Source organism: Amycolatopsis sp. A133 (assembly GCF_031082405.1).
GTDB lineage: Bacteria > Actinomycetota > Actinomycetes > Mycobacteriales > Pseudonocardiaceae > Amycolatopsis.
This window is the reverse complement of sequence record NZ_JAVHJU010000057.1, coordinates 68,601-89,858: the sequence shown is the minus strand read 5'-3', so window position 1 is coordinate 89,858 and position 21,258 is coordinate 68,601. Positions and strand designations below refer to the sequence as shown.

Here is a 21,258-nt window from a genome sequence, read left to right as displayed (position 1 = left end):
CCGAGCGAACGGAAGAACGGAAGATGAAACTCCTCCTCACACCGATTTCGACCGCCAAGTTGTGCGCCTTCTGCCTGCTGCTGGGTTTTCTGGCCGGCTTGCTGCTGTAGCGGGCCGGCCGGTTCCTGCTCACCGCGATCTAGGCGGGTTACGACGGCGCCGACCGGGTAATCCATTGCGAACCGATGGGGAGGTGGGACGTGAGCGCGGGAGCCGAAGTCGTTCCGGTCGACGCCAAGCAGGCACTCGTCTTGCGGATCAGCGGGACACTCGTGGCGGAAACGGCACAGGCGACGCTGGCCAAGCTGCTCGACGCGACGGTCACCCTGCCGCCACTGCGCCTCGTGGTGCTCGACCTGCGCGACCTCACCGTGCTCTCGGCCGCCGGTGTCCGGGTGCTCGCCGAGTTCGCGGTGCGGCGTGCGCAGGATGGCGTCCGCTCGGCGGCCTTGCTCACCCCGGGCACCCTCAATGCCCGGATCCTGCGCACCGGGCTGCCCGCCGGCGCTCTTCCCTTGCACGCCAGCCTGGACGAAGCCCTCGCGCCGGACCGAACGACCGAACGCCGCCTCGGCGAACAACTGTCCGCGCTCACCCGGGTCCTGCTGGACGCCACCACCGTCAGCCAGGTCCTGCGGCAGGTGGTCGCCGCGACCACGGTCGCCGTGCCGCACGCCCGGCTGGTCAGCATCACCCTGCGGGATCCCGGCGGGCGCTTCTTCACCCCGATCGAAGTCCCGGACATCGCCGCCGACCTCGACGACGTCCAGTACCGCACCGGCTCCGGCCCCTGCCTCGACGCCGCGGATCCCGACGGCCCCGCCTACGCCCTCGACCAGGACCTCGCCCGGGCCTCGGCGTGGCCGCAGTTCGCCGCCGTCGCCACCGCCCACGGTCTGGGCGCCGTTCTGTCCACCGCGCTGCTGCCCGCCCGGCGGGCCGGGCTCAGCGGCGCCCTCAACATCTACGCCCACCGCCACGGCATCACCGAGACGGACCGCCATCGAGCCCTGCTGCTCGCCACCCACGCCTCACTGGCCCTTCAGCACCTCCGCACCGGCGAGATCGCCGAACTCGAACGCGCCCACCTCCGGCGTGCCATCGCTTCCCGCGACGTGATCGGGCAAGCCAAGGGCATCCTGATGGCCCGCCAGGGCATCGACGCCGATGCGGCGTTCGACCTGCTGCGCCGCACCTCGCAGGACCTCAACGTCAAACTGGCCGACATCGCCGCCACCCTCGTCGACAACCACGCCGCCCTGTTCCCGGGCGAAGACGATTGACATCACCGATCCGGTGACGGCTCCGGCGAAGCGGCAGTCACCTCGGGCTGACGGAGGGAGCGACCGCCACAGCGATTACCCGAAGGGGGGCGAGACGGCTACGGTGGGAAAGAGCACCAGGAGGTGAACCGTGGCCTTCCAGCGTGACGTGGTCGTGATCGGCGCCTCCGCGGGCGGGGTGGAAACCCTGCGCGAGGTCGTCGGGCAGCTGCCCGACGGATTCCCCGCCGCCGTTCTCGTGGTGCTGCACCTGGCCCCGGCGGCCCCGACCGCCCTCCCGCAGATCCTCGACCGGGCGGGCCGGCTGCGCGCGTTGCCCGCCACGGACGGCGCGCCCCTGACCCCCGGTGTGATCCACGTGGCGCCGCCCGATCGCCACCTGCTCCTCGACGACGGCAAGCTGGCCTTGACGCGCGGCCCGACCGAGAACGGGCACCGCCCGGCGGTCAACGCCACCTTCCGCTCGGCCGCGCTCGCGGCCGGGCCGCGGGTGATCGGCGTGGTGCTCTCGGGCACGCTCCACGACGGGACCGGCGGCCTCTGCGCGGTCGTCGAACGGGGCGGTCTCGCCGTCGTCCAGGACCCGGCGGACGCGCTTTATCCGGGCATGCCGGAAAGCGCGCTCACCCGCGTCGCGACCAAGCACGTGTACCCGGCCGCGGTGCTCGGCAAGGCCCTCGACCAGCTCGTGCGGCAGCGGGTGGAACCGGCCGCGGTGGCGCCGCCCTCCCCCGCGCTGGTCCTCGAGGACCGGATCGCGCGGGACGGAATCGAGCGCAGTCCCCTGGCCGAGCACGCACCCGCCTCGGGCTACGCCTGCCCGGACTGCCACGGGACCCTTCTCGAAACCGGGGACGAGCCCGGGCACTACCGCTGCCGCGTCGGCCACGCCTGGACGGCCGAAGCCCTGCTCGCGGCGCGCGGCACCGAGTTCGAACGCGCCTTGTGGACGGCGTTGCGCTCGCTCGAGGAAAAGGGGGAGATCGCCGAGCGGATGAAGCGGGACGCCGAAGCCCGCGGGCACGTCCGCATCGTCCGCCGCTACACCGATACCGCGCGGGAGTGCCGGACCGCCGCTGAGACGCTTCGCCGGTTCCTGCTTTCGCTCGGTCCCGAGGCGGAGCCGGAGTCATGACCGGTGTGCGGCTCGTCCCGGAGTTCCGGGCCACGTCGACCGTGGTGACGGCGACCGGCGCGTTGACGCCGGCCACCTACCCCCTGCTGCGGGACGGCGTGCTGAAGTTCGCGACGGACGCCCCCGGATGCCTGATCGCCGACATCCGCGGTCTCGACGTCGAGGACGCCAAACTGCTGAGCGTGTTCTCCGCGATCGCCATGCGGATCAGCGACTGGCCGGGTGTCTCCTTCGCCGTGGTTTCCGATCGTGCCGACCACCGGGCCGGCCTTCGGGAGCAGACGATCGACCGGTTCGTCGCCGTGCACCCCGGCGTGGCCGCCGCCGAAGAAGCCCGCGACCGGGCGCCGCGGCGGCGGGCCGTGCGGCAGCTGCCCCCGTCGCCGTCCGCCTCCGCGGCGGCCCGGCGGTTCGTCGACGAGGTCTGCGCGGAATGGGCGGTGCCCGGGTACGTCGAAGACGCCGCGCTGATCGCGACGGAGCTGGTCGAGAACGCCGTCCAGCACACGAATTCCGCCCCGCGGCTGCGGCTCGAGCTGCGCCGCGGCGTGTTCAGCGTGGCGGTGAGCGACGACGACCCGCGGCCGGCCGTGGTGCGCGAGCGCCTCGGAGCGCTCGACGCGGGCCTCGGGCTCCGGCTGGTCGCCCGGACCGCCCGGATCTGGGGCTGCAGCCGGTCGTGGGGCGGGGGAAAGGTCGTGTGGGCGGTGCTGGCCCGGCACGCCGGGTGGCGCCCCGGCGGGTAGCGTGTCCGAGCGTGACGGATCCGGGCCTGGAAGACGACGACTTCGAGTCGGTGCTCGCCTACCTCAAGGAATCACGGGGCTTCGACTTCACCGGCTACAAGCGCAGCAGCCTGCGCCGGCGGGTCCTGCGCCGGATGAACCAGGCCGGCGTCGACAACTACGTCGACTACATCGACCAGCTGCAGGTGAACGCGGACGAGTTCGCCGCCCTGTTCAACACCATCCTGATCAACGTCACCGGGTTCTTCCGCGACCCGGACGCCTGGGAGTTCCTGCGCGAGCACGTGATCCCGGCGCTGCTCGCCGAACGCAGCCCGGAGGAACCGATCCGCGTGTGGAGCGCCGGCTGCGCCGGGGGCCAGGAGGCCTACAGCCTCGCGATCGCGTTCGCCGACGCCATCGGCGTCGAAGCCTTCCGGCAGCGCGTCAAGATCTACGCCACCGACGTCGACGAAGAGGCGCTGGCCCAGGCCCGGCACGCGGCCTACACGCCCGCCGAGGTCGACGGCCTGCCGGAGGCGAAGCTCGAGGAGTACTTCGAGCTGCAGGGCAGCCGGTACTGCTTCCGCAAGGATCTGCGCCGGTCGGTCATCTTCGGCCGCAACGACCTGGTGCAGGACGCCCCGATTTCGCGGATCGACCTGCTCGTCTGCCGCAACACGCTGATGTACTTCAACGCCGAGACGCAGACGAAGATCCTCGAACGGTTCCACTTCGCGCTGGCCGGCCGCGGCCTGCTGTTCCTCGGCAAGGCGGAGATGCTGCTGAGCCACGCCCGCATCTTCGAGCCGCTCGACCTCAAGCGGCGGGTGTTCCGCAAGGTCGCCGGAACGCCCAGCGGCTACAGCCACTTCGTCACGCCCGGCGTGCCCACCCGCCGGCCGATCGACGTGTCCGGCCTGGAAGAGCTCCGGGAGAGCGCCTTCTCGGCGAGCCCGGTCGCCCAGGTGGTCGTGACGGCCGACGAAGTGGTCGCCCTGGTGAACCAGCAGGCGGAGATCGCCTTCGGGCTCTCCGAGCGGGACGTCGGCCGCAGCCTGTGGGACCTCGACGTCTCCTACCGGCCGGTCGCGTTGCGCCCGTACGTCGAGCAGGCCCGGCTCGAACGGCGCTCGCTGCGGATCAAGGACGTCGAATGGCGGCGGGCCGGCGACGTCGCGTGGTACGAAGTGCACGTCAACCCGCTGGTGAACCGGGACAAGAGCCTGCTCGGCGTCTCGGTAGTGTTCCACGACGTCAGCTGGGCGCGCCAGCTGCTCACCGAACTCGAGCACAGCAACCGCCAGCTCGAGTCGGCGTACGAAGAGCTGCAATCGACCAACGAGGAGCTGGAGACCACCAACGAGGAGCTCCAGTCCACGGTCGAGGAGCTGGAGACCACCAACGAAGAGCTCCAGTCCACCAACGAAGAGCTCGAAACGATGAACGAAGAGCTGCAGTCGACCAACGACGAGCTGCAGACCATCAACGACGCCCTGCGTGACCGCAGCATCGAGCTCGACGAGCTGAACGACTTCCTCGAGTCCGTGCTGACCTCGATCCAGGCCGGGATCGTCGTGGTCGACGCCGAAATGCGGATCAAGGCGTGGAACCGCGGCGCGGAGGACCTCTGGGGCGTGCGACGCGAGGAGGCCGAAGGCGCGCACCTGCTCAACCTCGACATCGGGCTCCCGCTGGCGGAGCTGCGCCCCGCCGTCCGCGACGCCCTCGCCGAACCCGCCTTCCGCGCCGAGCTGAACCTGAAAGCGATCAACCGCCGGGGCCGGACCGCGGTGGTCCGGCTCGTGTGCAGCTCCCTGCGCGCGGCGAACGGCCAGAGCCAGGGCGCCCTGCTGTTCATGGAGGAAACGCCACAGATTCCCTGAGCGAGGCCCCGGCCCGGCCGCGTCGACGACCAACGGGTGGCTCCCGCAGCTCCCCGCGGCGGCGATACCCAGGATTACTTCGGCGCAGAACGGTTAACCTGGGTGAGCAAGACGATGACGTGCCGCTCCCCCGGCGTGCTACTACGGCCGTGTCGTGCGGCCGCGGGAAGGCGAGGGTCATGGCTGAAGTCCGCATGGAGCTCACCCGGCGGACCCGCTCGACGGTGCTCGCCCTGACCGGCACCCTTGACCTGCGCTCCCACGCCAGGGTGCGCGACGGCCTGCTCAAGGCCGCCACCGAAGCGCCGGACGGCCTGATCGCCGACGTCTCGGAGCTCGGCTTCGCCGGCGACGCACAGCTCAGCGTCTTCGCGCTCGTGGCCATGCGGCTGAGCGACTGGCCGGGCATTCCGTTCGCGCTGGTCAGCGGGCAACCCGACCGGGAAAAGATGCTCCGGCGGCTGCCGGTCGCCCGCTACGCGCGCGTGCACCCCGACGTGGCCGCGGCGGAACGCGGGTTCGGCGAACCGGTGCGCCGGCGAGCCGTCCGCGAGTTCCCGCGCGCCGAGACGACCGGGGCCCTCGCCCGCGAGTTCGTCACCGAGGTCTGCGGGGCTTGGGGGTTCCCGGAACTGGTCGGCGACGCGCTCGTGATCGTGACCGAGCTCGTGGAGAACACGTTGCGCCACACCAGCTCCCGCCCGGAAGTCCGCATCGACCTCCGCCGGGGCATCTGCACGATCGCCGTCGCCGACGACGATCCCCGCCCCGCCGAGCTGCACGAGCGGCAGACGACGACCGAACCCGGGCTCGGCCTCAAGCTCGTGGCCCAGTTCGCCCGGGCCTGGGGGTGCAGCGGATCCTGGACCGGCGGCAAGGTCGTCTGGGCCACCCTGCGCGTCTCCCAGGACATCCGCGGAATCACCACCGCCCGGTCCGGAGAACAGCCTCGATTCCCCTGAAAGGTGCGGCCCGCGCGCATCGACCGGCTGCCGGCACAAGAGTACGGTCGGACCTGGTGGTTCGCCCCGGCAGCCACCTTCGGCCCGCCCGGCTCCGGCCGGCGGGGCAGCACGCCCGGTGACCGGCACCGGCGCCGTCCCTTCGTGATCGTTCGAGGAGGTCGACCACCATGCCCACCTGGCCACCCCCGGCACAGCGTCCCGGAGCCACGGTGGTGCTGACCGTGACCACCACCAGCGAATCCACGGTCGTCGCCGCGGCCGGTGAACTCGACAACGCGGTCGCCGGGCGCCTGCACGAATGCCTGAACCGGGAGATTCTGCTGCGCCCGCGAGCTTTGATAGTGGACCTCACCCAGGCGGACTTCTGTTCCGCCGGGATCATCCGGGTCCTGCTCGGTGCCCTCAGCCACACCCGGACCGACGGCGTCCCCTGCGCGGTGGTCAGCACGAGGCGCGCCGTGGCGCGGCCGATCTCGGCGCTGGGTCTCGGCCACCTGGTGCCGCTGCACCCCGACCTCGCGGCAGCCGAGGTCTGGCTCACGGTGGCGGCAGCGGAGGTCTCGCCGTCGCCGGCGGGTTGAATTCCGCAGGTCCCGGGCTTACCTTGAGCCGACCGGTTCACCCAGGAGAAGCGCGCGCTGATCGTGGCGGCCGCGACCGCACTGTTCCTCGAGCTGGGCTACGACCGGACGTCGCTGGCGCGGATCGCCGAGCGCTCGGGCGTTTCGCGGGCCACCTTGTTCAAGCAGTTCCCGACCAAAGCTGCCCTGTTCGACGCCATCGTGACCGAGTCCTGGTCAACCGCCGACGAGCAGGATCCTCCGCCGGCGGGCAACGTCGTCGCCGGACTCGGCATCATCGGTCGCCGTTACGCCGAGCTGCTGGGCCGGGCCCGGATGACCGACCTGTTCAGGATCGTCATCGCCGAGCTGCCGCGGTTCCCCGAGCTGGCCCATGCGCAGTTCTCGCAGGGGAAGATGCCCTACTTCGAGTCCGTGCGCAGCTATCTCCTGGCCGAGCACGAGGCCGGAACGGTGCGGATCGAGGACGTGGACCTCGCCGCCACCCAGTTCCTGGGCATGATCTCCAACTACGTCTTCTGGCCGGCACTCCTGGTGCCGGGCTGGGAAGTGAGCGCCGAACGCGTCGCCCAGGTGGTCGACGAGGCCGTCCGCACCACCGCCGCCCGGTACGCCGCGACCGGGCCGGAAGCCAACGACGACTGACTCCCGCCGACCGCGACCTCGACCAGCGCGGCATCCTCGGTGAAGGGCCGGATTGCCTGGCGCGAGGAGCCGTGGGACCGTGGACCGGTGCGCGTCCCGGACGATCCCGGCGCCGCCGCGGCCGAGGCCGCCCGGCACGCCGCAGAGCGCGCGGCAAGCGCCCAGCGGCTGCGGCGAAGCCTGAGCACCCGGGCCGCCCCCGCCGGCGAACGGACGGCGAGGGCGCAGGCGGCGTTGGAGGACGCCCGGAGCCGGCGCCGGCACGCGCTCTCGCGCTTGCGCGCCGGCCTGCTGCGCTCGGCTCTTGCCCACGACCGCGCGGCGGCAGAGCACGACCGGGCCGCGCACCACGGCGGTCCCGGGGCGGCCGGACACCACCGGCGGGCCGAGGCCCACCGAGCCGACGCGGAGCTCGACCGGCGGCTCGCGGACGACATCCCGGGCACGGCGCCGTGAGGCGCGCGGCCCGAACCGGCCGCCTTTCGCCGCCCGGAACGCAGACCACCGCCGGTCCGCGAACCGGCCCCGTCCCCGGAGCGGGTCCCCCGCGCAGCCGAGCCGCGCGACAGTGATCGGCGCTGCGCCACCTCGGCGACAACCGAAGCCGGCGCGTAGCGGACCCACCGAATTCCCGACGCGGGCGTCCGTCGAGGGCACGCCGAGGCGTTCACCAGCCGGACGCGGTGTCCTCAGCCGCGATCGACCACCTGGCGCCGCAGGACTTCGGCGGCCTCGAAGGTTTCCCGCGCCTGGGTCTCGTACCGCTCGGCGATTTGGACGCTTTGGCGTTCCCGGGCCAGTTTCGCGAGCCGGTGGCACAGCGAGGCCTTCTCCTCGAGGGCGCGCATGCCGGTCCACAGGGCATGCTCGACGGCGTCCCCTTGGGCGGCGACCAGCGCTTCGGCGGTCCAGGCGTGCCCGACCCGGCAGCGGTAGCGGATACCGCGGTCGATGTCGGCGAGCACGCCATGACAGTCGGGACACGCGAACTCGGAGGGCCCGCCCACCGCACTCACTCTCTCTCCGACGCGTCCTGCGCTCGCGATCTCGTTCTCCCACCGCAGCGCCTCCGGCGCGGGCTGGGAATCCGCCTCGACCTGCTCGAGGGTGACCTTGGCGAGCACCTCGCCGATCCCGGCCGCCGCCACCACGTGGTCGGGGGTGAGGGCCTGCAGCGCGTGCTCCGGCATGCCGGGGTACAGCGCGTCCTGCGGATCCTGGACCACCACCCGGCCGCCCTGTCCGGCGATCGCCTGCAACCCGGCCACCCCGTCGTCCAGCACACCGCTGAGCAGCACCCCCGTTACCGCGGCACCCTTCGCAACCGCCGCCGAGCGGAACAAGGCGTCGATCGCGGGGCGGTGCCCGTTCTCGGTGGGTCCGTGCGACAGGGCGACCGCGCCGTCGGACACGAGCAGGTGGTGGTCCGGCGGGGCGACGTAGACGCGACCGTGTTCCAGCCGGTCGCCGTGGCGCGCGGCTCCGGCCGGCAGGGGTCCCGCGCGGTCGAGGATCGCGGGCAGGGCGCTGGTGCCCCCGGCCGGCATGTGCAGCACGACGAGTACGGCGGCCGGCAGGTCGGCGGGCAGCTGGGCGACCATGGCTCGCAGTGCTTCGACACCGCCGGCCGATGCGCCGACGACGACCACGTCTCGCGGCCGGATTGTCATGGGGGCCTCCTTGGGGAGGGGGTACCCAGGTGACGGCGGGCGAACCCCCTTGGCGGCGGTTCGCCCGCCACGTACTCACTTCCCGGCCGTGCCGGATTCCCCGCTGATGGATTCCTGGTAGCTGTCGGCGTAGGTGCGCGAATCCTTGACCAGGTCGTCACAGAATGCCGCGACGTCCTCGCCGATGAGTTCCAGAACTCCCTTGCCCTCCGCGACCCCCTCCTCGAAGAAATCGACAACCCCGGAAAGCAGGTTGCCTTCGGTCAAGTCGACCGGGCCGACCTTGAAGAGGTACTTCTGCATTTCCTGGTAGACGATCCGGTAATCCGGCGGGAGGGCTTTGACCCGCGCCAGGTGCGCCCGCCACTGCTTTTTGCCTTCGATGATGTCCTGGATTCCCATGTCAGCCTCCCAGCCGGCCCAGCTTCTTCGCGACATTCCGGTTCAGCTGCTTCCGCCACCTGTCGCGGAAGCTCGGGGCTTCTTCTCCGCCGGCCAGCGCCGCGCAGAAGCCCGGGATGTCGTCGCCCAGCACGTCGTGGACGCCCTGCCCCTCCGCCGCGGTCGCCTCCAGCAGCCCCAGTGCCCCGTCGAGGATGGGCATCAGGTTCCGGCCGGTGATGTCCCCGTAGGGGACCAGGTGCGCCTTGATCTGCCCCCACGCCGCCCGGTAGTCCTCCGGCAACGCCCCGGCCCTCGCTTCGAACGCCTGGTGTTCCCGGGTGAGGTCGCTGCCGGTGATGGTCTCCCAGAAGTTCACTTCCCGCCCTCCTTCAGTTTGTCGATGCGCGACGAGACGTAGCGCCACTTCTCCCAGAACCGCCCGAGTTCTTCGCGACCCGCATCGTTGAGCCGGTAGAACTTGCGCGGCGGCCCCTTCTCGGACGGCCGTTTCGTCACTCGGACGAGCTTGTTCTTCTCCAGCCGCAACAGGATCGTGTACACGGTCCCCTCGACGACGTCACCGAAGCCGAGGTCGTTCAGCCGGCGCGTGATCGCGTAGCCGTAGGTCTCCTCGCCGCCGATGATTTCGAGCACGCAGCCTTCAAGGGTGCCCTTCAGCATCTCCGTCAGGTCGTCCATCGCTCCTCCGAGCTGCCCTGGCGCCACTAGTCAGTACTACTGTATACCAGTACTCATCACTACTGAGTAGCTCGACGAGGGGAGGCCGCATGACAGCGACCCGGGTTCGCGGTCTCGAGAAGTCGTACAAGTCGCTGCACGTGCTGCGCGCGGTGGACTTCGACGTGGCGCCGGGCAGCATGAACCAATGACCCTGCACGTCCCCGGCGACCCCACCGTCCTGTGGGGACGGTCCCTGCGTCACATCACCCGCAGCCCGGACACCGTCATCACGACCGCGATCATGCCGATCGCCATGATGCTGATGTTCGTCTACGTCTTCGGCGGCGCGCTCACCACCGGGACGGACTCCTACGTGAGCTACCTCCTGCCCGGCATCCTGCCGATCACGCTCGCCTCGGGGATCGCCTACACCGCACTTCGGCTGTTCACCGACCTGAAGAGCCGCATCTTCGAGCGGTTCCACTCGATGCCGATCGCCCGGTCGGCGGTGCTCCGGGCGCACGTGCCAACCTCGCCACCGCGGCCTCCCGCCGCAAGATCTCCTGAGCCGTGTCAGCGCGGTGGCGGCCCGGTGTCAGGGTGGCCGGACATCGTCATCGCAACTTTGCATCCCGGAAAGGATCACCGCATGACCATCGAACACGGCGGCCACGTCGAACAGGGCTTCGGGAAGGTCGCCGACGCGTTCCGCGCGAACTTCGACACCCCCGGTGAGATCGGCGCGGCCTGCAGCGTCTACGTCGGCGGCCGTCCCGTCGTCAACCTGTGGGGCGGCCTCGCCGACCGCGAGGCGAACGAACCGTGGCGCGCAGACACCATCGCCCAGGTCGCCTCCACCACGAAGGGTGCCACGGCGATCTGCGCCCACCTGCTGGTCCAGCGCGGCGAACTGGACCTCGACGCCCCGGTGACCCGGTACTGGCCGGAGTTCGGCGCCGCCGGCAAGGAGGAGGTCCTGGTGCGCTGGCTGCTGTCGCACCAGGCGGGCCTCCCGGTCGTCGACGGGCCGCTGACGTTCGAGCAGGCGTGCGCCTGGGACCCGGTCATCCACGCCCTCGAAGCGCAGAAACCGCTGTGGCGACCGGGCACCCAGCACGTCTACCACGCCGTCACCTACGGGTACCTGGTCGGCGAGGTCGTGCGCCGGATCACCGGCAAGTCCCTCGGCACGTTCTTCGCCGAGGAGGTGGCCGCCCCGCTCGGGCTGAGCGCCTGGATCGGGCTGCCCGAGGAACACGAGCCGCGGGTGGCGCAGTTCGAGGACGCCGCTCCCTTCACCGTCGAGGAACTGCTCGCCGGCATGATCGCGACAACCGGCCTGGACCCGGACACCGTCACCAGGTGGGTCGAATCCATGTGGACCCCGGACGCGATCCAGATGCACGCGGGTGTGCTCGGCGGCGCGATGGACCCCACCACCGGCTACTTCCGGACGCGCGCCTGGCGCGCAGCCGAGTTCCCGGCCGCGAACATGGTCGCCGACGCGCACTCGCTGGCCCGGATGTACGCCGCCACCGTCAGCGACGTCGACGGCGTCCGGCTGCTCGACCCGTCGACCGTCGAGACGATGACCGCCGTCCAGACCGCCAGGACGACGATGTACGGGGTGCCGGCCGGCCTGGACATCCCCGCCGACCGCTCCTTCAACATGTCACTCGGGTTCTGGCGCGCCTGTCCCCCGCTGCCGATGCTCGGGCCCGGCTCGTTCGGCCACCCGGGTTCCGGCGGATCGATCGCCTTCGCCGACCCTGACGCCGGCGTCGGCTTCGGCTACGTCACGAACCTCTGGAACTACCGGCCCGACGACCCCCGGGCGGCGAACCTCGCCGAGGCCGTCCGCTCCTGCCTCGGCTGACGCCGGCGACGTCGGCCGGTGCGGAGCGGGACGCGTGCAACAACGCCAGGAGCCGCAGCCGTTCCGCGTCGGGGCCGCCCGGCTCGGCGGTGAACACGAGCATGACCGGTCCGGGGTTGCCGGGCAGCGGATAGGTGTCCCAGTCCAGGACGATGTCACCCACCTCCGGCACCCGGAAGGTCTTGGTTCCGCTCACCGACTCGCGGACGTCGTGGCGGGCCCACAACCGCCGGAACTCGGCGCTGCGGATGCTCAGCTCGCCGACGATCGCGGTGGCGCGGGGGTGGGTGGGGTCGGTGGCGACGGCGGTGCGCATCATGCCGATGTAGTCCAGCGCCTGCCGCTCCCAGTCCGGGCAGCTCCTCCGGCCGGTCCGCTCGTCGTCGAACAGCAGCAGGAGCATGTTGAGCCGGTCCGGCGGGTAGGTGCCCGGGTCGCCGAGCAGCGCCTCGGCCATCGGATTCCAGTCGAGCAGGTCGAGGTGCCTGCCGAGGACGAACGCCGGGGTGTCGATCACCCGCAGCAGCCGGCGGGTGCTGTCCGGCACCCGCTCCGGCGCCCGGTCCACCGGAGCGGGCACCGGCCGCCGCGCGGCGTGGCCCAGGGCGAACAGGTGCCGGCGTTCCTCGTCGCCGAGGCCGAGCGCGCCCGCCAGCGCCGCCAGGACGTCGTCGGACGGACGGACCTCACGGCCCTGCTCGATCCGCTGGTAGTAGTCGGTGCTCACACCGGCCAGCAGAGCCATTTCCTCGCGCCGCAGCCCGGCGACCTTGCGCCGGCCGCCCGGCTCCAGGCCGACGTCGTGCGGGCGCAACCGGGTGCGCCGGGCGCGCAGGAATTCCCCGAGCTCGCGCGCGTAGGGATGAGGACTGCTCATGCCACCAGTGTGACTCCTGCGCGGCGGCCCAGGGTGGGTCTCCCATACCCAGGCAACCGAGACCGACCGAGCCCGCCCGGACAGCTCCTAACGTCGTCGGCACAGTCCCCCGACCCCCTTCAGGAGCAGCAGATGACCGGATGGACCGCCGACTGCATCCCCGGCCAGCACGGCCGCGTCGCCGTCGTGACCGGAGCGAACTCGGGCCTCGGCCTGGTCACCGCCACCGAGCTGGCCCGTCACGGCGCCCACGTCGTCCTCGCCGTCCGCGACACCGCCGCCGGCGAGCAGGCCGCCCGCCGGATCGACGGCGACACCGAGGTGCGCGAGCTGGACCTGGCCTCCCTCGACTCGGTCCGCACGTTCGCCGCCAAGCTGGTCGTCGACCACCCGGCGATCGACCTGCTGGTCAACAACGCCGGCGTCGTCCTGCTCGGCCCGCGCCGCACCTCGGCCGACGGCCTCGAGCTGCAGTTCGCGACCAACGTGCTGGGCCACTTCGCCCTGACCGGCCTGCTGCTCGACAACCTCGCCGCGGCGCGGGAAGCCCGCGTGGTCAGCCTCAGCTCGATCACCCACCGGAACGCGCACCTCGACTTCGGCGACCTGATGTTCGAACGCGGTTACCGGGCCACCACCGCCTACGGCAGGACCAAACTGGCCACCACGATCTTCGGTCGCGAGCTGGACCGCCGCCTGCGTGCCGCCGGATCGCCGGTCGTCAGCGTGCTGGCCCACCCCGGCATCACCCGGACCAACCTGACCCCGCGCGCCTGGGAACACCGTGGCCGAGCCGGGCGGGTGATCGCGCGGATCGGCCTGCTGGCCACCCAGCCGGTGGAGCGGGGCGCGCTGCCGCAGCTGTACGCCGCGACCGCGCCCGGCGTGCAGGGCGGCCAGTTCTTCGGACCGGCCGGGTTCGGCGAGATCCGCGGCCGCGTCACCGAGGCCCGGCTCAACCCGGACGCGGCCGACCCGGCCATCGGCAAGCGGCTCTGGGCAGCGGCCGGGGAACTGACCGGCGTCAGCTACCTCTGAACCACCGCGCGCGATGGTGTTCGATGGCTCTGACGGAAGGAGACGACCACCATGGCCCGCTTGGTGTCACTGAACGTCGGTATGCCCCAGGACGTGCCCTGGCAGGGGCGGACCGTCCACACGGGAATCTTCAAGCACCCGGTCGAAGGCCGCCGCATGGTCCGCCGGCTCAACATCGACGGCGACGGCCAGGGCGATCTGGGCGGCCACGGCGGCGAGAACCGCGCGGTGCTCGTCTACCAGCGCCAGTCCTACGAGCACTGGCGGCAGTTCCTCGGCCGCGACGACCTCGAGGACGGCCGGTTCGGCGAGAACTTCACCGTCGACGGCCTGCCCGACGACGAGGTGCACATCGGCGACCGGTACCGCATCGGCGAGGCCGAGTTCGAGGTCACCCAGCCGCGCGTCACCTGCTTCCGCGTCGGGATGCGCCTCGGGGAGCCGCGGATGCCCTCCCTGCTGGTGGCGCACCACCGGCCCGGCTTCTACCTGCGGGTTGTCACCGAAGGCCACGTCCAGGCCGGCGACGAGATCGTCCGCACCCGGACCGGCAGGCACGAGCTGAGCGTCGCGGACATCGACGCACTCCTCTACCTGCCGGGCCGCGACCGGGACGCGCTGCGCAAGGCGCTCGACATCCCGGCGCTCAGCCCCGGCTGGCAGGGATCGTTCCGGGACCTGCTCGCCGCGGAGGAACCACCGGCACCCCGCGGCTGGAGCGGGTTCCGGCCGCTGCGCGTCGCCCGGGTGGTGCCCGAGAGCACCACCGTGGCCTCCCTCCACCTGGCCGCCGACGACGGCGCACCGCTCCCCCGGCCCGAGCCGGGCCAGTACCTCACCCTGCGGGTGCCCGACGCCGGCGACCCGGCGCCGGTCCGCAGTTACTCGCTGTCGGCGGCGCCGTCGGACCGCGAGTACCGCATCAGCGTCAAGCGGGACGGAGTCGTCAGCAGCTACCTCCACACGCAGCTGGCGGCGGGTGCGGTCGTGGACGTCGCAGCGCCCCGGGGCGACTTCGTCCTGACCGAAGGCGACGGTCCCGTGGTCCTCGTGTCCGCGGGCATCGGCGTGACGCCGGTCCTGGCCATGCTGCACGCACTCGCCGAGAGCCGGGCTTCACGGGAGGTCTGGTGGCTGCACACCACCCGGACCGCGGCCGAACACGCGTTCGCCGGCGAAGCGCACCGGCTGCTGACGAGCCTTCCGCACGGCCACGAGCACATCCACTACACCGCATCGCACGGCCGGCTGACGCGTGACACACTGTCCGGTTTGGACCTTCCCACCGACGGCACGGCCTACCTGTGCGGACCGGACGCCTTCATGGCGGCGACGCGGGATGCCCTGGTGTCCCTGGGTTTCGACCCCGCTCGTGTCCACAGTGAACTCTTCGGTGGCGTCTCCGCGATCAACCCGGGCCTCACCGGCGTCGTCCGCAAGACCCCGCATCCCCCGGCCGGTCCGGCGGGAACGGGGCCCGCGGTCACGTTCGCACGCAGCGGGCTCACGGTCCCGTGGAGCGACGGCCACCCGAGCCTGCTCGAGCTCGCCGAGGCGTGCGACGTGCCGACGCGCTGGTCGTGCCGCACCGGCGTCTGCCACACCTGCGTGACCCCGCTGCTTTCCGGCCGCGTCCGGTACGACCCCGACCCGCTCGAGCCACCGGCGGCGGGTGAGGCACTCGTTTGCTGCGCCCGGCCGCAGGAGGACGTGGTCCTGGACCTCTGACGACGGCCGCGGGGACTTCGACACCCGGCACCACAGCATCCGCTCAGAACGGGACGTCCGGTGCGAGCCGCCGGACGTCGCGGATGTACGGCTCCAGCTCGCCCATCTCGAACCGGGACATCCCGATCACGTGCCAGAACTGACCGCCGGCGTCGCCTTCGAACTTGTACCGGCCGTCGGGGGCCAGTGCGGCCCAGCCCTCGGCCAGCCCGAGCAGGGCCATCTTGGGCTCGGGCTGCTCGCCGCCGATGGACCAGAGCCGGGCCGTGCCGTCGTCGCCGCCGCTGGCCAGCAGGTCGCCGGCCGGGTTGAACGCCAGTGACCAGACCGCGCGCGTGTGCCCGACCAGGGTGTGCAGGTGGGTCCCGGATTCCGGGTCCCACAGGCGGATCGCGAGGTCGTCGCCCGCGGTGGCCACCAGGTCGCCCCCGGGGGAGAAAGCCGACGCCCACAGGCGGCCGAGGTGGCGGGTCAGCACGTGCCGGGTCCGGCCGGTCGCGACGTCCCACACCCGCGCCGTCGAGTCCCAGGAGGAGCTGATCAGCAGCCCGTCGCCGAAGGACACCGAGTAGACCCGGCCGGTGTGCCCGTCCAGCGTCCGCACGAGCTTGCCCGTCGACGCGCTCCACAGCCGGACTTTCGAGTCGTCGCAGCCGGTTGCGATCAGCGTCCCGTCCCGGTCGAACGCGATCGAGCGCACCCGCCCGCGGTGCTCGGCCAGGGTGTGCACCCTCCGCCCGGTCGTGCGGTGCCACAGCCGGACGGTGTCGTCGTCGTTCGCCGTCGCCAGCTCGTCGCCGGACGGGCTGAACGCGACCGCCCAGATCGGCGCGGACTCGACCGTGATGTGCCGCTCGTACCGGCCGGTGTCGAGGTTGCGCAGGTTCAGCCGGCCGTCGTTGGTCACGGTCGCCAGCCGCGCCGCGGCCGGGCTGAAGATCGCGGACTCCACGGTGAACAGGCGGTCTTCCGAGCCGAACAGCCGCTGCAGCTGCTTGCCGGTCACCGGGTCCCACAGGCGCGCGACGCCGTCGTTGCCGCTGGTCGCCAGCATCGAGCCGGTGGCGTCGAAGCGCACCTTGGTGATCTGCCGCCCGTGCCCGGACAGCGTGTAGCGGCACAGGCCGCTTTCCGGGTCCCACAGCCGGGTGGTGAACTGGTCGTCGCTGACGGCGAGCTGGGCGCCGTCGGGGCGGAACGTGAACGGCCACACCGAGCCGGTGTGCTTGGTCAGCTTGCGGTGGACTTCGCCGGTCGCGGTGTCCCAGAGCAGCACCAGACCGGCGCTGTCGCCGGTGGCCACCAGCCGGCCCGACGGGCTGAACTCGACCCAGTAGATCGCGGCGCGGTGCTGCGTCAGCGGGAAGCGCAGCTTCCGCGTGGCGAGGTCCCAGATCCGCACGTTGCCGTCGGTGTCGCCGGTCGCGAGCAGCCGTTCGTGCGGGTGGAACGCGAGCGTGTAGACCCCGCCGGTGTGCCCGGGCAGGTCGGTGATCCGGTGCCCGGTCGCCGGGTCCCACAGCCGGACGGCGCCGCCCTGGCCGCCGGTGGCGAGCAGGTCGCCGGACGGGCTGAAGGCGACGCGGTACACCGACCCCGTCGCGCCGGTCAGCTCGCCGAGCGACGCGCCGCTCGCGGTGTCCCACAGCCGGACGCTGCCGTCGCGGTACGCGGCCGCGAGCAGCTGCCCGTGGAAGGCGACGCTGAACACAAAACCGAGGCCGCTGGGCAGGACGTGGCGGAGGTCGCCGGTCGCCAGGTCCCACAGCCGCAGCACGCCGTCGGCGTCGCCGGTCGCCAGCTCGTCTCCGCCCGGCCCGATCACCAGCGGCCACGGCCATTCGTGGTGGCCCTCCAGGATCCGCAGCGGTGCGCCGGTCGCCGAATCCCAGACGCGGACCCGCCCGTCGGCCGATCCGGTGACCAGGAAGTCCTCGCCGTAGGTCACCGCGAACACCCGGTCGCGGTGCCCCTGCAGGGTGCGCAGCGGGAGACCGGTCGCGCTGTCGCAGATCAGCACCACACCGTCGTCGCTGCCGATCGCCAGCGTGGCGCCGTCCGGGCTGTAGTCGATGACCTGGGGCAGCCGGCCGAGCTCGGCGTGGAAGCCGTGCCGGACCCCGATCGAGGCGGGGGCCAGCTCCGTGTCGACGGGCTGGCCGGGGGCGATCGCGGCGCCGCGCAGCTCGGGCGCGTCGGGGACGCCGGTGGCGGCGATGAGCGCGGCCCGGCGCCACCGGCTGCCGGTCAGCTTCGCCCCGGTGAGGTCGGCGCGGGACAGCCTCGCGCGGCTGAGGTCCGCGCCGCGCAGGTCGGCGCCCACGAGCCGGGCCTCGTCGAGCCGGGCCGCCACCAGCCGCGTGTTGCGCAGCACCGCACGGCCGAGGTTGGTGCCGACCAGGCGCGCGCCGGTGAGGTCGGCGCCGGTGAGGTCGACCTCCTCGAATTCGCGGAACGAAAGATCCTCGCCAGCCAGGGACGCGCCACGCAGGTCCGCGGTGGCGGGGGTCCGCAGCCGGGTGCTCACCTTGATGGCGTTGGCCCGGGCCACGTCGCCCGCGTCGGCGTCGTGGAGCACCGCATCGGCCCAGTCCTGGCAGGCCTTCGTTTCGGCGATGTCGCAGAGGAAGTCGACGGCCGGCTGGGACAGCGGGCGCTGCGCCAGCTCCGGCGGCGCCGCCGAGCCGCCGTAGAACCGCCCGGCGATCGCGTTGGCGACCAGCCACTCCACGACGGAGCTGTGGATGAAGCCGAACAGGCCTTCGTCGGTGCGCACGAGCAGGCTGCCGGACCCCATCGCGTGCGCGGTCTGGTGCCGGGACAGGCGGCCGCCGGCCAGGCCCGCCAGCGCGTCGGCGACCTCGGTGAGCTCCGCCAGCGGCACGTAGGCTTCGCCGGACTCCCACAGGCGCAGGGCGAGGGTCGTCACCGCCAGCCAGAGGTCGTCGAGCCCCAGCCCGCCGGCCGCGCCCGGGCCGCCACCGGCCCGGTCGGCTTCGTGGCCGAGCCAGAACTGCAGGATTTCGCGGTACAGCGCGGCGGGGCTGAGGGTGTGCTGGGCGCGCACGGCCGCCCGGACCCGGTCCTCGTCCAGGTCCGCGATGAAGCTCAGCATGCGCGGGTTCTTCGACAGGCCGAGCAGGTCCTGGACGCCGCTGATCAGTGCCAGCCGGGCGTCTGCCTTCCGTTCGTCGCCGGCGTAGCGGTTGACGAGGTACGACCGGATCTGGGCCGGGGTGAAGTCCTCGACCCCGAGGATCCGCCGGTGCGGCATCAGCCCCACCCGCTCGCCGAGCGCGGTGAACACCTGCGCGTGGGACTTGAAGTGCTGGGTCCGGCTGGCGACGATGATCTTCGCCTTGTCCTGCGCGGCGTGCAGCAGCGTTTCGAGGTGGTCGGCGGCGCGGTCGTAAGCGACCCGGGTGACCAGCTCGTCGAAGCCGTCGAACAGCAGCACGATCCGGCCTTCGCGCAGCATGTAGTGGAACGCCTTGAGGTCGATCAGCTCTTCGCCGTGGTTCGCCAGGTGGGCCGCGACCAGCCCGTCGACGGAGTGCGCCTTGTCGAGTTCGCGCAGCTCGATGAGGATCGGGATCAGGCCGGGCGCCCGCTCGGTCAGCCGCCGGGTCACCTCGCGCAGCACGAACGTCTTGCCGCGGCCGAAGTCGCCGAGCACGAGCACGAACCTCGCGTGATCCCCGGTGACCAGGTGCACGACCTCCTCGGCGAGGTCGTCCCGGACGTTCTGCTCGTGGCGGTCGAGCTCGCGGAACCGTTGCGGCACGTACAGATCGGGCGGGTACCGGCGGTCGGAGTGCAGCCGCACGGTCTGTTTCGCGAGGTAGCTGTCGAGGTCGAGCAGGCCCTGGAACTCGGTGAAGCTGCGCAGCCGGACGCCCCGGCGCGCGGCCTCCTCGCGCAGGGACGGCGGCGGCGCCGTGCCCTGGTAGACCAGCTCGGACCCGTGGCCGGGGTCGTGGGCGAGGAAGTTCTCGACGACCTCGCGGGTCAGCTCGCCGACGTAGGCGCCGACCCGCCACTGCGGTGTGAAGCCTTCCTCCTGCCGGGTCACCAGCAGGTGCGGCGGCTTCGCCTCGACGCGGCGGATCTTCGCACCCTCGTGCCGGGTCGCGCAGACCTCCGCGACGCGGTCGAGCAGGCGGCTGTGCGGATCGCTCGCCCGCTGCGGCTCCGCCTCGGGAAGGTCCCCGGCCAGCTCCGGAAATTCGGCGGCCCGCTGGGTGAAAACGCCGCCTACCGCGTGCCACGTGCGCGGAACGAGGTTCTCCGCGCCGGGGCTTTCGTCGTAGGCCGAGAAGCGCCGAAGCCCCTCCGCGCGCACCTGGACGATCTCGTCGCGGCCGGTGCCGGCGGGCGACACGGCGGGCAGGCCGGAGTCCAGGAAGTCGACCGGCGCGCCCGCCGCGCCCGGCCCGTGCAGCACGAAGTTGAGGTGGGAACCGAGCAGGCCGTCGAACTGCCCGGCGTCGCGCAGCAGCACGGGATCGGGGCCCGCCAGCCGGCCCCCGGGGGTGGGGTCGTGCCGGAGCACGCCCATCCGCAGCCAGCCCGACTCCTCGAAGGGCCGCATGCGTTCGGCGAACCACGCGGCCTGCGCTTCGCCGATCCAGCCGTAGTCGTCCTCGGGGCGGTGGCTCATCGCCATCGTCGAGTTCATCGCCGCGACGGCCACCCGCAGCTCCGGCACGGCGAAGAGCGTCCAGGGCTGGGCGACGTCGAAGACCGGCCCGTCGAGCCCCTGGTAGAGCTCCGCGAACAGCTCGGCGTAGTGCTCCAGCTTGGGGAAGAACGGTTCCTGGGGAACACGGTCGCGCGACTCGCAGTGCGCGAAGTACGACAGGCAGGCGGCCTTGGAGACGTCCCGCCCGCCCGGCACGATGATCATCCGGTGCGGTTCGAGCCCCAGCAGCACCCGCAGCCCGGTCAGGAAGCTCAGTGCCTCGTCCACCTGGCGGGGCCGCGCCGACTCCGTCAGGTCGCCGCTCACCACGATCAGGTCCGGCTCCGGCACCCCGGCGTCGGTGAGCCTGCTGACGTTGGCGCGGATCCGGGCCTGCAGGTCCCGCGCGGCGATCGGCTCGCCGGCGGCGACGGTGCCCCGGCCGAACCGGGGACCGGGCACGTGCAGCACGGAAACGCCGTCGTGCCGGGGCGGCGCGGCGGCGCCGGCCGGCGGGTACACCGGCTCGGCCACCGGCGCGCGCCGGGTGCGGGCCGGCTCGCGGTTCACCTGCTGCTCGGGCTCCCGGTGGTGGAGCACCTCCCCCGGACCCGGCCGGTGGGCGGGGAAGCCGGGCTCGGTCGACGGCTTCGCCCGGCCCGCGAGCAGGTGGCGCAGCTGGCCGAGCAGGACCGCCTGCGCCGCGGCGGCGTCGTCGATGTCGAGCAGGTCCAGGTAGGTGATCGTGCCGAGCAGCCCGTCGAGCGGGCAGTCCTCGATCCGGACCGTGACGAGCTTTCCGGGATCGGTGCGCAGCGCCGCCTGCCATTCCATCGTTCCGTAACGCGATTTCAAATAGTTGCGCGACAACACCGCGACCACCACGGCGGCATCCCTGATTCCGCGATCCATGAAGTCGATGAAATTGGTTCCCGGCACGAAATCCCAGGCCTGGATCAAGGTGCGGTGCCCGGCCGCTTCCAGTTGCCAGGCAATCCAGGACGCCCAGCGCTCGTCGGCAGGCGAATAACTGAGGAAGAAATCGATCGGGGAGTCTTCGTCCCTCCGCCCGCCTCGCCACGTCATGTCCCGATTATCCCGCC

General features: G+C 72.2%; 17 protein-coding genes and 1 pseudogene. 12 read left to right on the top strand and 6 right to left on the bottom strand.

Translation table 11 applies throughout. The features are described 5' to 3' along the window. Nucleotides 1-200: 200 nt before the first annotated feature. The 8 genes from Q5425_RS32975 (at nucleotide 201) to Q5425_RS32940 (ending at nucleotide 7,676) form a co-directional block, all read left to right on the top strand. Nucleotides 201-1,283, top strand: coding sequence for an ANTAR domain-containing protein (locus Q5425_RS32975; protein WP_308676258.1), 1,083 nt, complete (start codon nucleotides 201-203; stop codon nucleotides 1,281-1,283). A gap of 130 nt (nucleotides 1,284-1,413) precedes the next feature. Then, nucleotides 1,414-2,418, top strand: coding sequence for a chemotaxis protein CheB (locus Q5425_RS32970; protein ID WP_308676257.1), 1,005 nt, complete (start codon nucleotides 1,414-1,416; stop codon nucleotides 2,416-2,418). After that, complete coding sequence (locus Q5425_RS32965; protein WP_308676256.1) at nucleotides 2,415-3,164, top strand: ATP-binding protein; 750 nt, start codon at nucleotides 2,415-2,417, stop codon at nucleotides 3,162-3,164. Before Q5425_RS32970 ends, Q5425_RS32965 begins: the two co-directional genes overlap by 4 nt. A gap of 11 nt (nucleotides 3,165-3,175) precedes the next feature. Then, a complete protein-coding gene (locus Q5425_RS32960; protein ID WP_308676255.1) occupies nucleotides 3,176-5,029 on the top strand; it encodes a CheR family methyltransferase in 1,854 nt (617 codons plus the stop codon). 179 nt (nucleotides 5,030-5,208) lie between these two features. Then, nucleotides 5,209-5,991 (top strand): ATP-binding protein, encoded by a 783-nt coding sequence (locus tag Q5425_RS32955; protein ID WP_308676254.1) that lies wholly within the window; start codon nucleotides 5,209-5,211, stop codon nucleotides 5,989-5,991. 170 nt (nucleotides 5,992-6,161) lie between these two features. Continuing rightward, nucleotides 6,162-6,575, top strand: a complete 414-nt coding sequence (locus Q5425_RS32950; RefSeq protein ID WP_308676253.1) for an STAS domain-containing protein — start codon at nucleotides 6,162-6,164, stop codon at nucleotides 6,573-6,575. Between the two features lie 63 nt (nucleotides 6,576-6,638). After that, complete coding sequence (locus Q5425_RS32945; protein ID WP_308676252.1) at nucleotides 6,639-7,220, top strand: TetR/AcrR family transcriptional regulator; 582 nt, start codon at nucleotides 6,639-6,641, stop codon at nucleotides 7,218-7,220. 87 nt (nucleotides 7,221-7,307) lie between these two features. Continuing rightward, nucleotides 7,308-7,676 (top strand): hypothetical protein, encoded by a 369-nt coding sequence (locus Q5425_RS32940; RefSeq protein WP_308676251.1) that lies wholly within the window; start codon nucleotides 7,308-7,310, stop codon nucleotides 7,674-7,676. 233 nt (nucleotides 7,677-7,909) lie between these two features. On the opposite strand, the gene Q5425_RS32935 is transcribed toward Q5425_RS32940, so the two are convergent. The 4 genes from Q5425_RS32935 to Q5425_RS32920 all read right to left on the bottom strand — a co-directional run bounded on the left by Q5425_RS32935 (nucleotide 7,910) and on the right by Q5425_RS32920 (nucleotide 9,973). Next, on the bottom strand, nucleotides 7,910-8,890 hold the full coding sequence (locus tag Q5425_RS32935) for a chemotaxis protein CheB (protein ID WP_308676250.1): 981 nt from the start codon (nucleotides 8,888-8,890) through the stop codon (nucleotides 7,910-7,912). Between the two features lie 75 nt (nucleotides 8,891-8,965). Continuing rightward, a complete protein-coding gene (locus Q5425_RS32930) occupies nucleotides 8,966-9,292 on the bottom strand; it encodes a DUF1048 domain-containing protein (protein WP_308676249.1) in 327 nt (108 codons plus the stop codon). Nucleotide 9,293: 1 nt separating this feature from the next. Beyond that, on the bottom strand, nucleotides 9,294-9,650 hold the full coding sequence (locus Q5425_RS32925) for a DUF1048 domain-containing protein (protein WP_308676248.1): 357 nt from the start codon (nucleotides 9,648-9,650) through the stop codon (nucleotides 9,294-9,296). Next, nucleotides 9,647-9,973 (bottom strand): PadR family transcriptional regulator, encoded by a 327-nt coding sequence (locus Q5425_RS32920; protein WP_308676247.1) that lies wholly within the window; start codon nucleotides 9,971-9,973, stop codon nucleotides 9,647-9,649. The genes Q5425_RS32925 and Q5425_RS32920 overlap by 4 nt, the downstream gene beginning before the upstream one ends. Before the next feature lie 187 nt (nucleotides 9,974-10,160). Here Q5425_RS32920 and Q5425_RS32915 point away from each other — a divergent pair. Then, nucleotides 10,161-10,490 (top strand): annotated as a pseudogene (locus Q5425_RS32915) (ABC transporter permease); the annotation flags it as partial. Next, a complete protein-coding gene (locus tag Q5425_RS32910) occupies nucleotides 10,464-11,831 on the top strand; it encodes a serine hydrolase domain-containing protein (protein WP_308676675.1) in 1,368 nt (455 codons plus the stop codon). The pseudogene Q5425_RS32915 and the gene Q5425_RS32910, both read left to right, overlap by 27 nt. Here the strand turns inward: Q5425_RS32910 and Q5425_RS32905 are convergent. Continuing rightward, nucleotides 11,752-12,708 (bottom strand): helix-turn-helix transcriptional regulator, encoded by a 957-nt coding sequence (locus Q5425_RS32905; protein ID WP_308676246.1) that lies wholly within the window; start codon nucleotides 12,706-12,708, stop codon nucleotides 11,752-11,754. The genes Q5425_RS32910 and Q5425_RS32905 overlap by 80 nt on opposite strands. A 132-nt stretch (nucleotides 12,709-12,840) precedes the next feature. Between Q5425_RS32905 and Q5425_RS32900 the strand changes: the two genes are divergently transcribed. Together Q5425_RS32900 and Q5425_RS32895 are read left to right on the top strand one after the other, a co-directional pair. Beyond that, a complete protein-coding gene (locus tag Q5425_RS32900) occupies nucleotides 12,841-13,746 on the top strand; it encodes an oxidoreductase (protein WP_308676245.1) in 906 nt (301 codons plus the stop codon). Between the two features lie 51 nt (nucleotides 13,747-13,797). Next, entirely contained in the window at nucleotides 13,798-15,474 is a 1,677-nt protein-coding gene (locus Q5425_RS32895; RefSeq protein ID WP_308676244.1) for an MOSC and FAD-binding oxidoreductase domain-containing protein, read from the top strand. Nucleotides 15,475-15,517: 43 nt separating this feature from the next. Here the strand turns inward: Q5425_RS32895 and Q5425_RS32890 are convergent, their stop codons facing one another. Continuing rightward, nucleotides 15,518-21,241: a TIR domain-containing protein gene (locus Q5425_RS32890; RefSeq protein ID WP_308676243.1), complete on the bottom strand. Its 5,724-nt coding sequence runs from the start codon at nucleotides 21,239-21,241 to the stop codon at nucleotides 15,518-15,520. Nucleotides 21,242-21,258: the final 17 nt, after the last annotated feature.

Bases quoted from the DNA above. Each gene is read 5' to 3' on its own strand.
- Q5425_RS32965 (WP_308676256.1), top strand. From the start codon at position 2,415: ATGACCGGTGTGCGGCTCGTCCCGGAGTTCCGGGCCACGTCGACCGTG.
- Q5425_RS32955 (WP_308676254.1), top strand. From the start codon at position 5,209: ATGGCTGAAGTCCGCATGGAGCTCACCCGGCGGACCCGCTCGACGGTG.
- Q5425_RS32950 (WP_308676253.1), top strand. From the start codon at position 6,162: ATGCCCACCTGGCCACCCCCGGCACAGCGTCCCGGAGCCACGGTGGTG.
- Q5425_RS32935 (WP_308676250.1), bottom strand. From the start codon at position 8,890: ATGACAATCCGGCCGCGAGACGTGGTCGTCGTCGGCGCATCGGCCGGC.
- Q5425_RS32930 (WP_308676249.1), bottom strand. From the start codon at position 9,292: ATGGGAATCCAGGACATCATCGAAGGCAAAAAGCAGTGGCGGGCGCAC.
- Q5425_RS32920 (WP_308676247.1), bottom strand. From the start codon at position 9,973: ATGGACGACCTGACGGAGATGCTGAAGGGCACCCTTGAAGGCTGCGTG.
- Q5425_RS32905 (WP_308676246.1), bottom strand. From the start codon at position 12,708: ATGAGCAGTCCTCATCCCTACGCGCGCGAGCTCGGGGAATTCCTGCGC.
- Q5425_RS32900 (WP_308676245.1), top strand. From the start codon at position 12,841: ATGACCGGATGGACCGCCGACTGCATCCCCGGCCAGCACGGCCGCGTC.
- Q5425_RS32895 (WP_308676244.1), top strand. From the start codon at position 13,798: ATGGCCCGCTTGGTGTCACTGAACGTCGGTATGCCCCAGGACGTGCCC.
- Q5425_RS32890 (WP_308676243.1), bottom strand. From the start codon at position 21,241: ATGACGTGGCGAGGCGGGCGGAGGGACGAAGACTCCCCGATCGATTTC.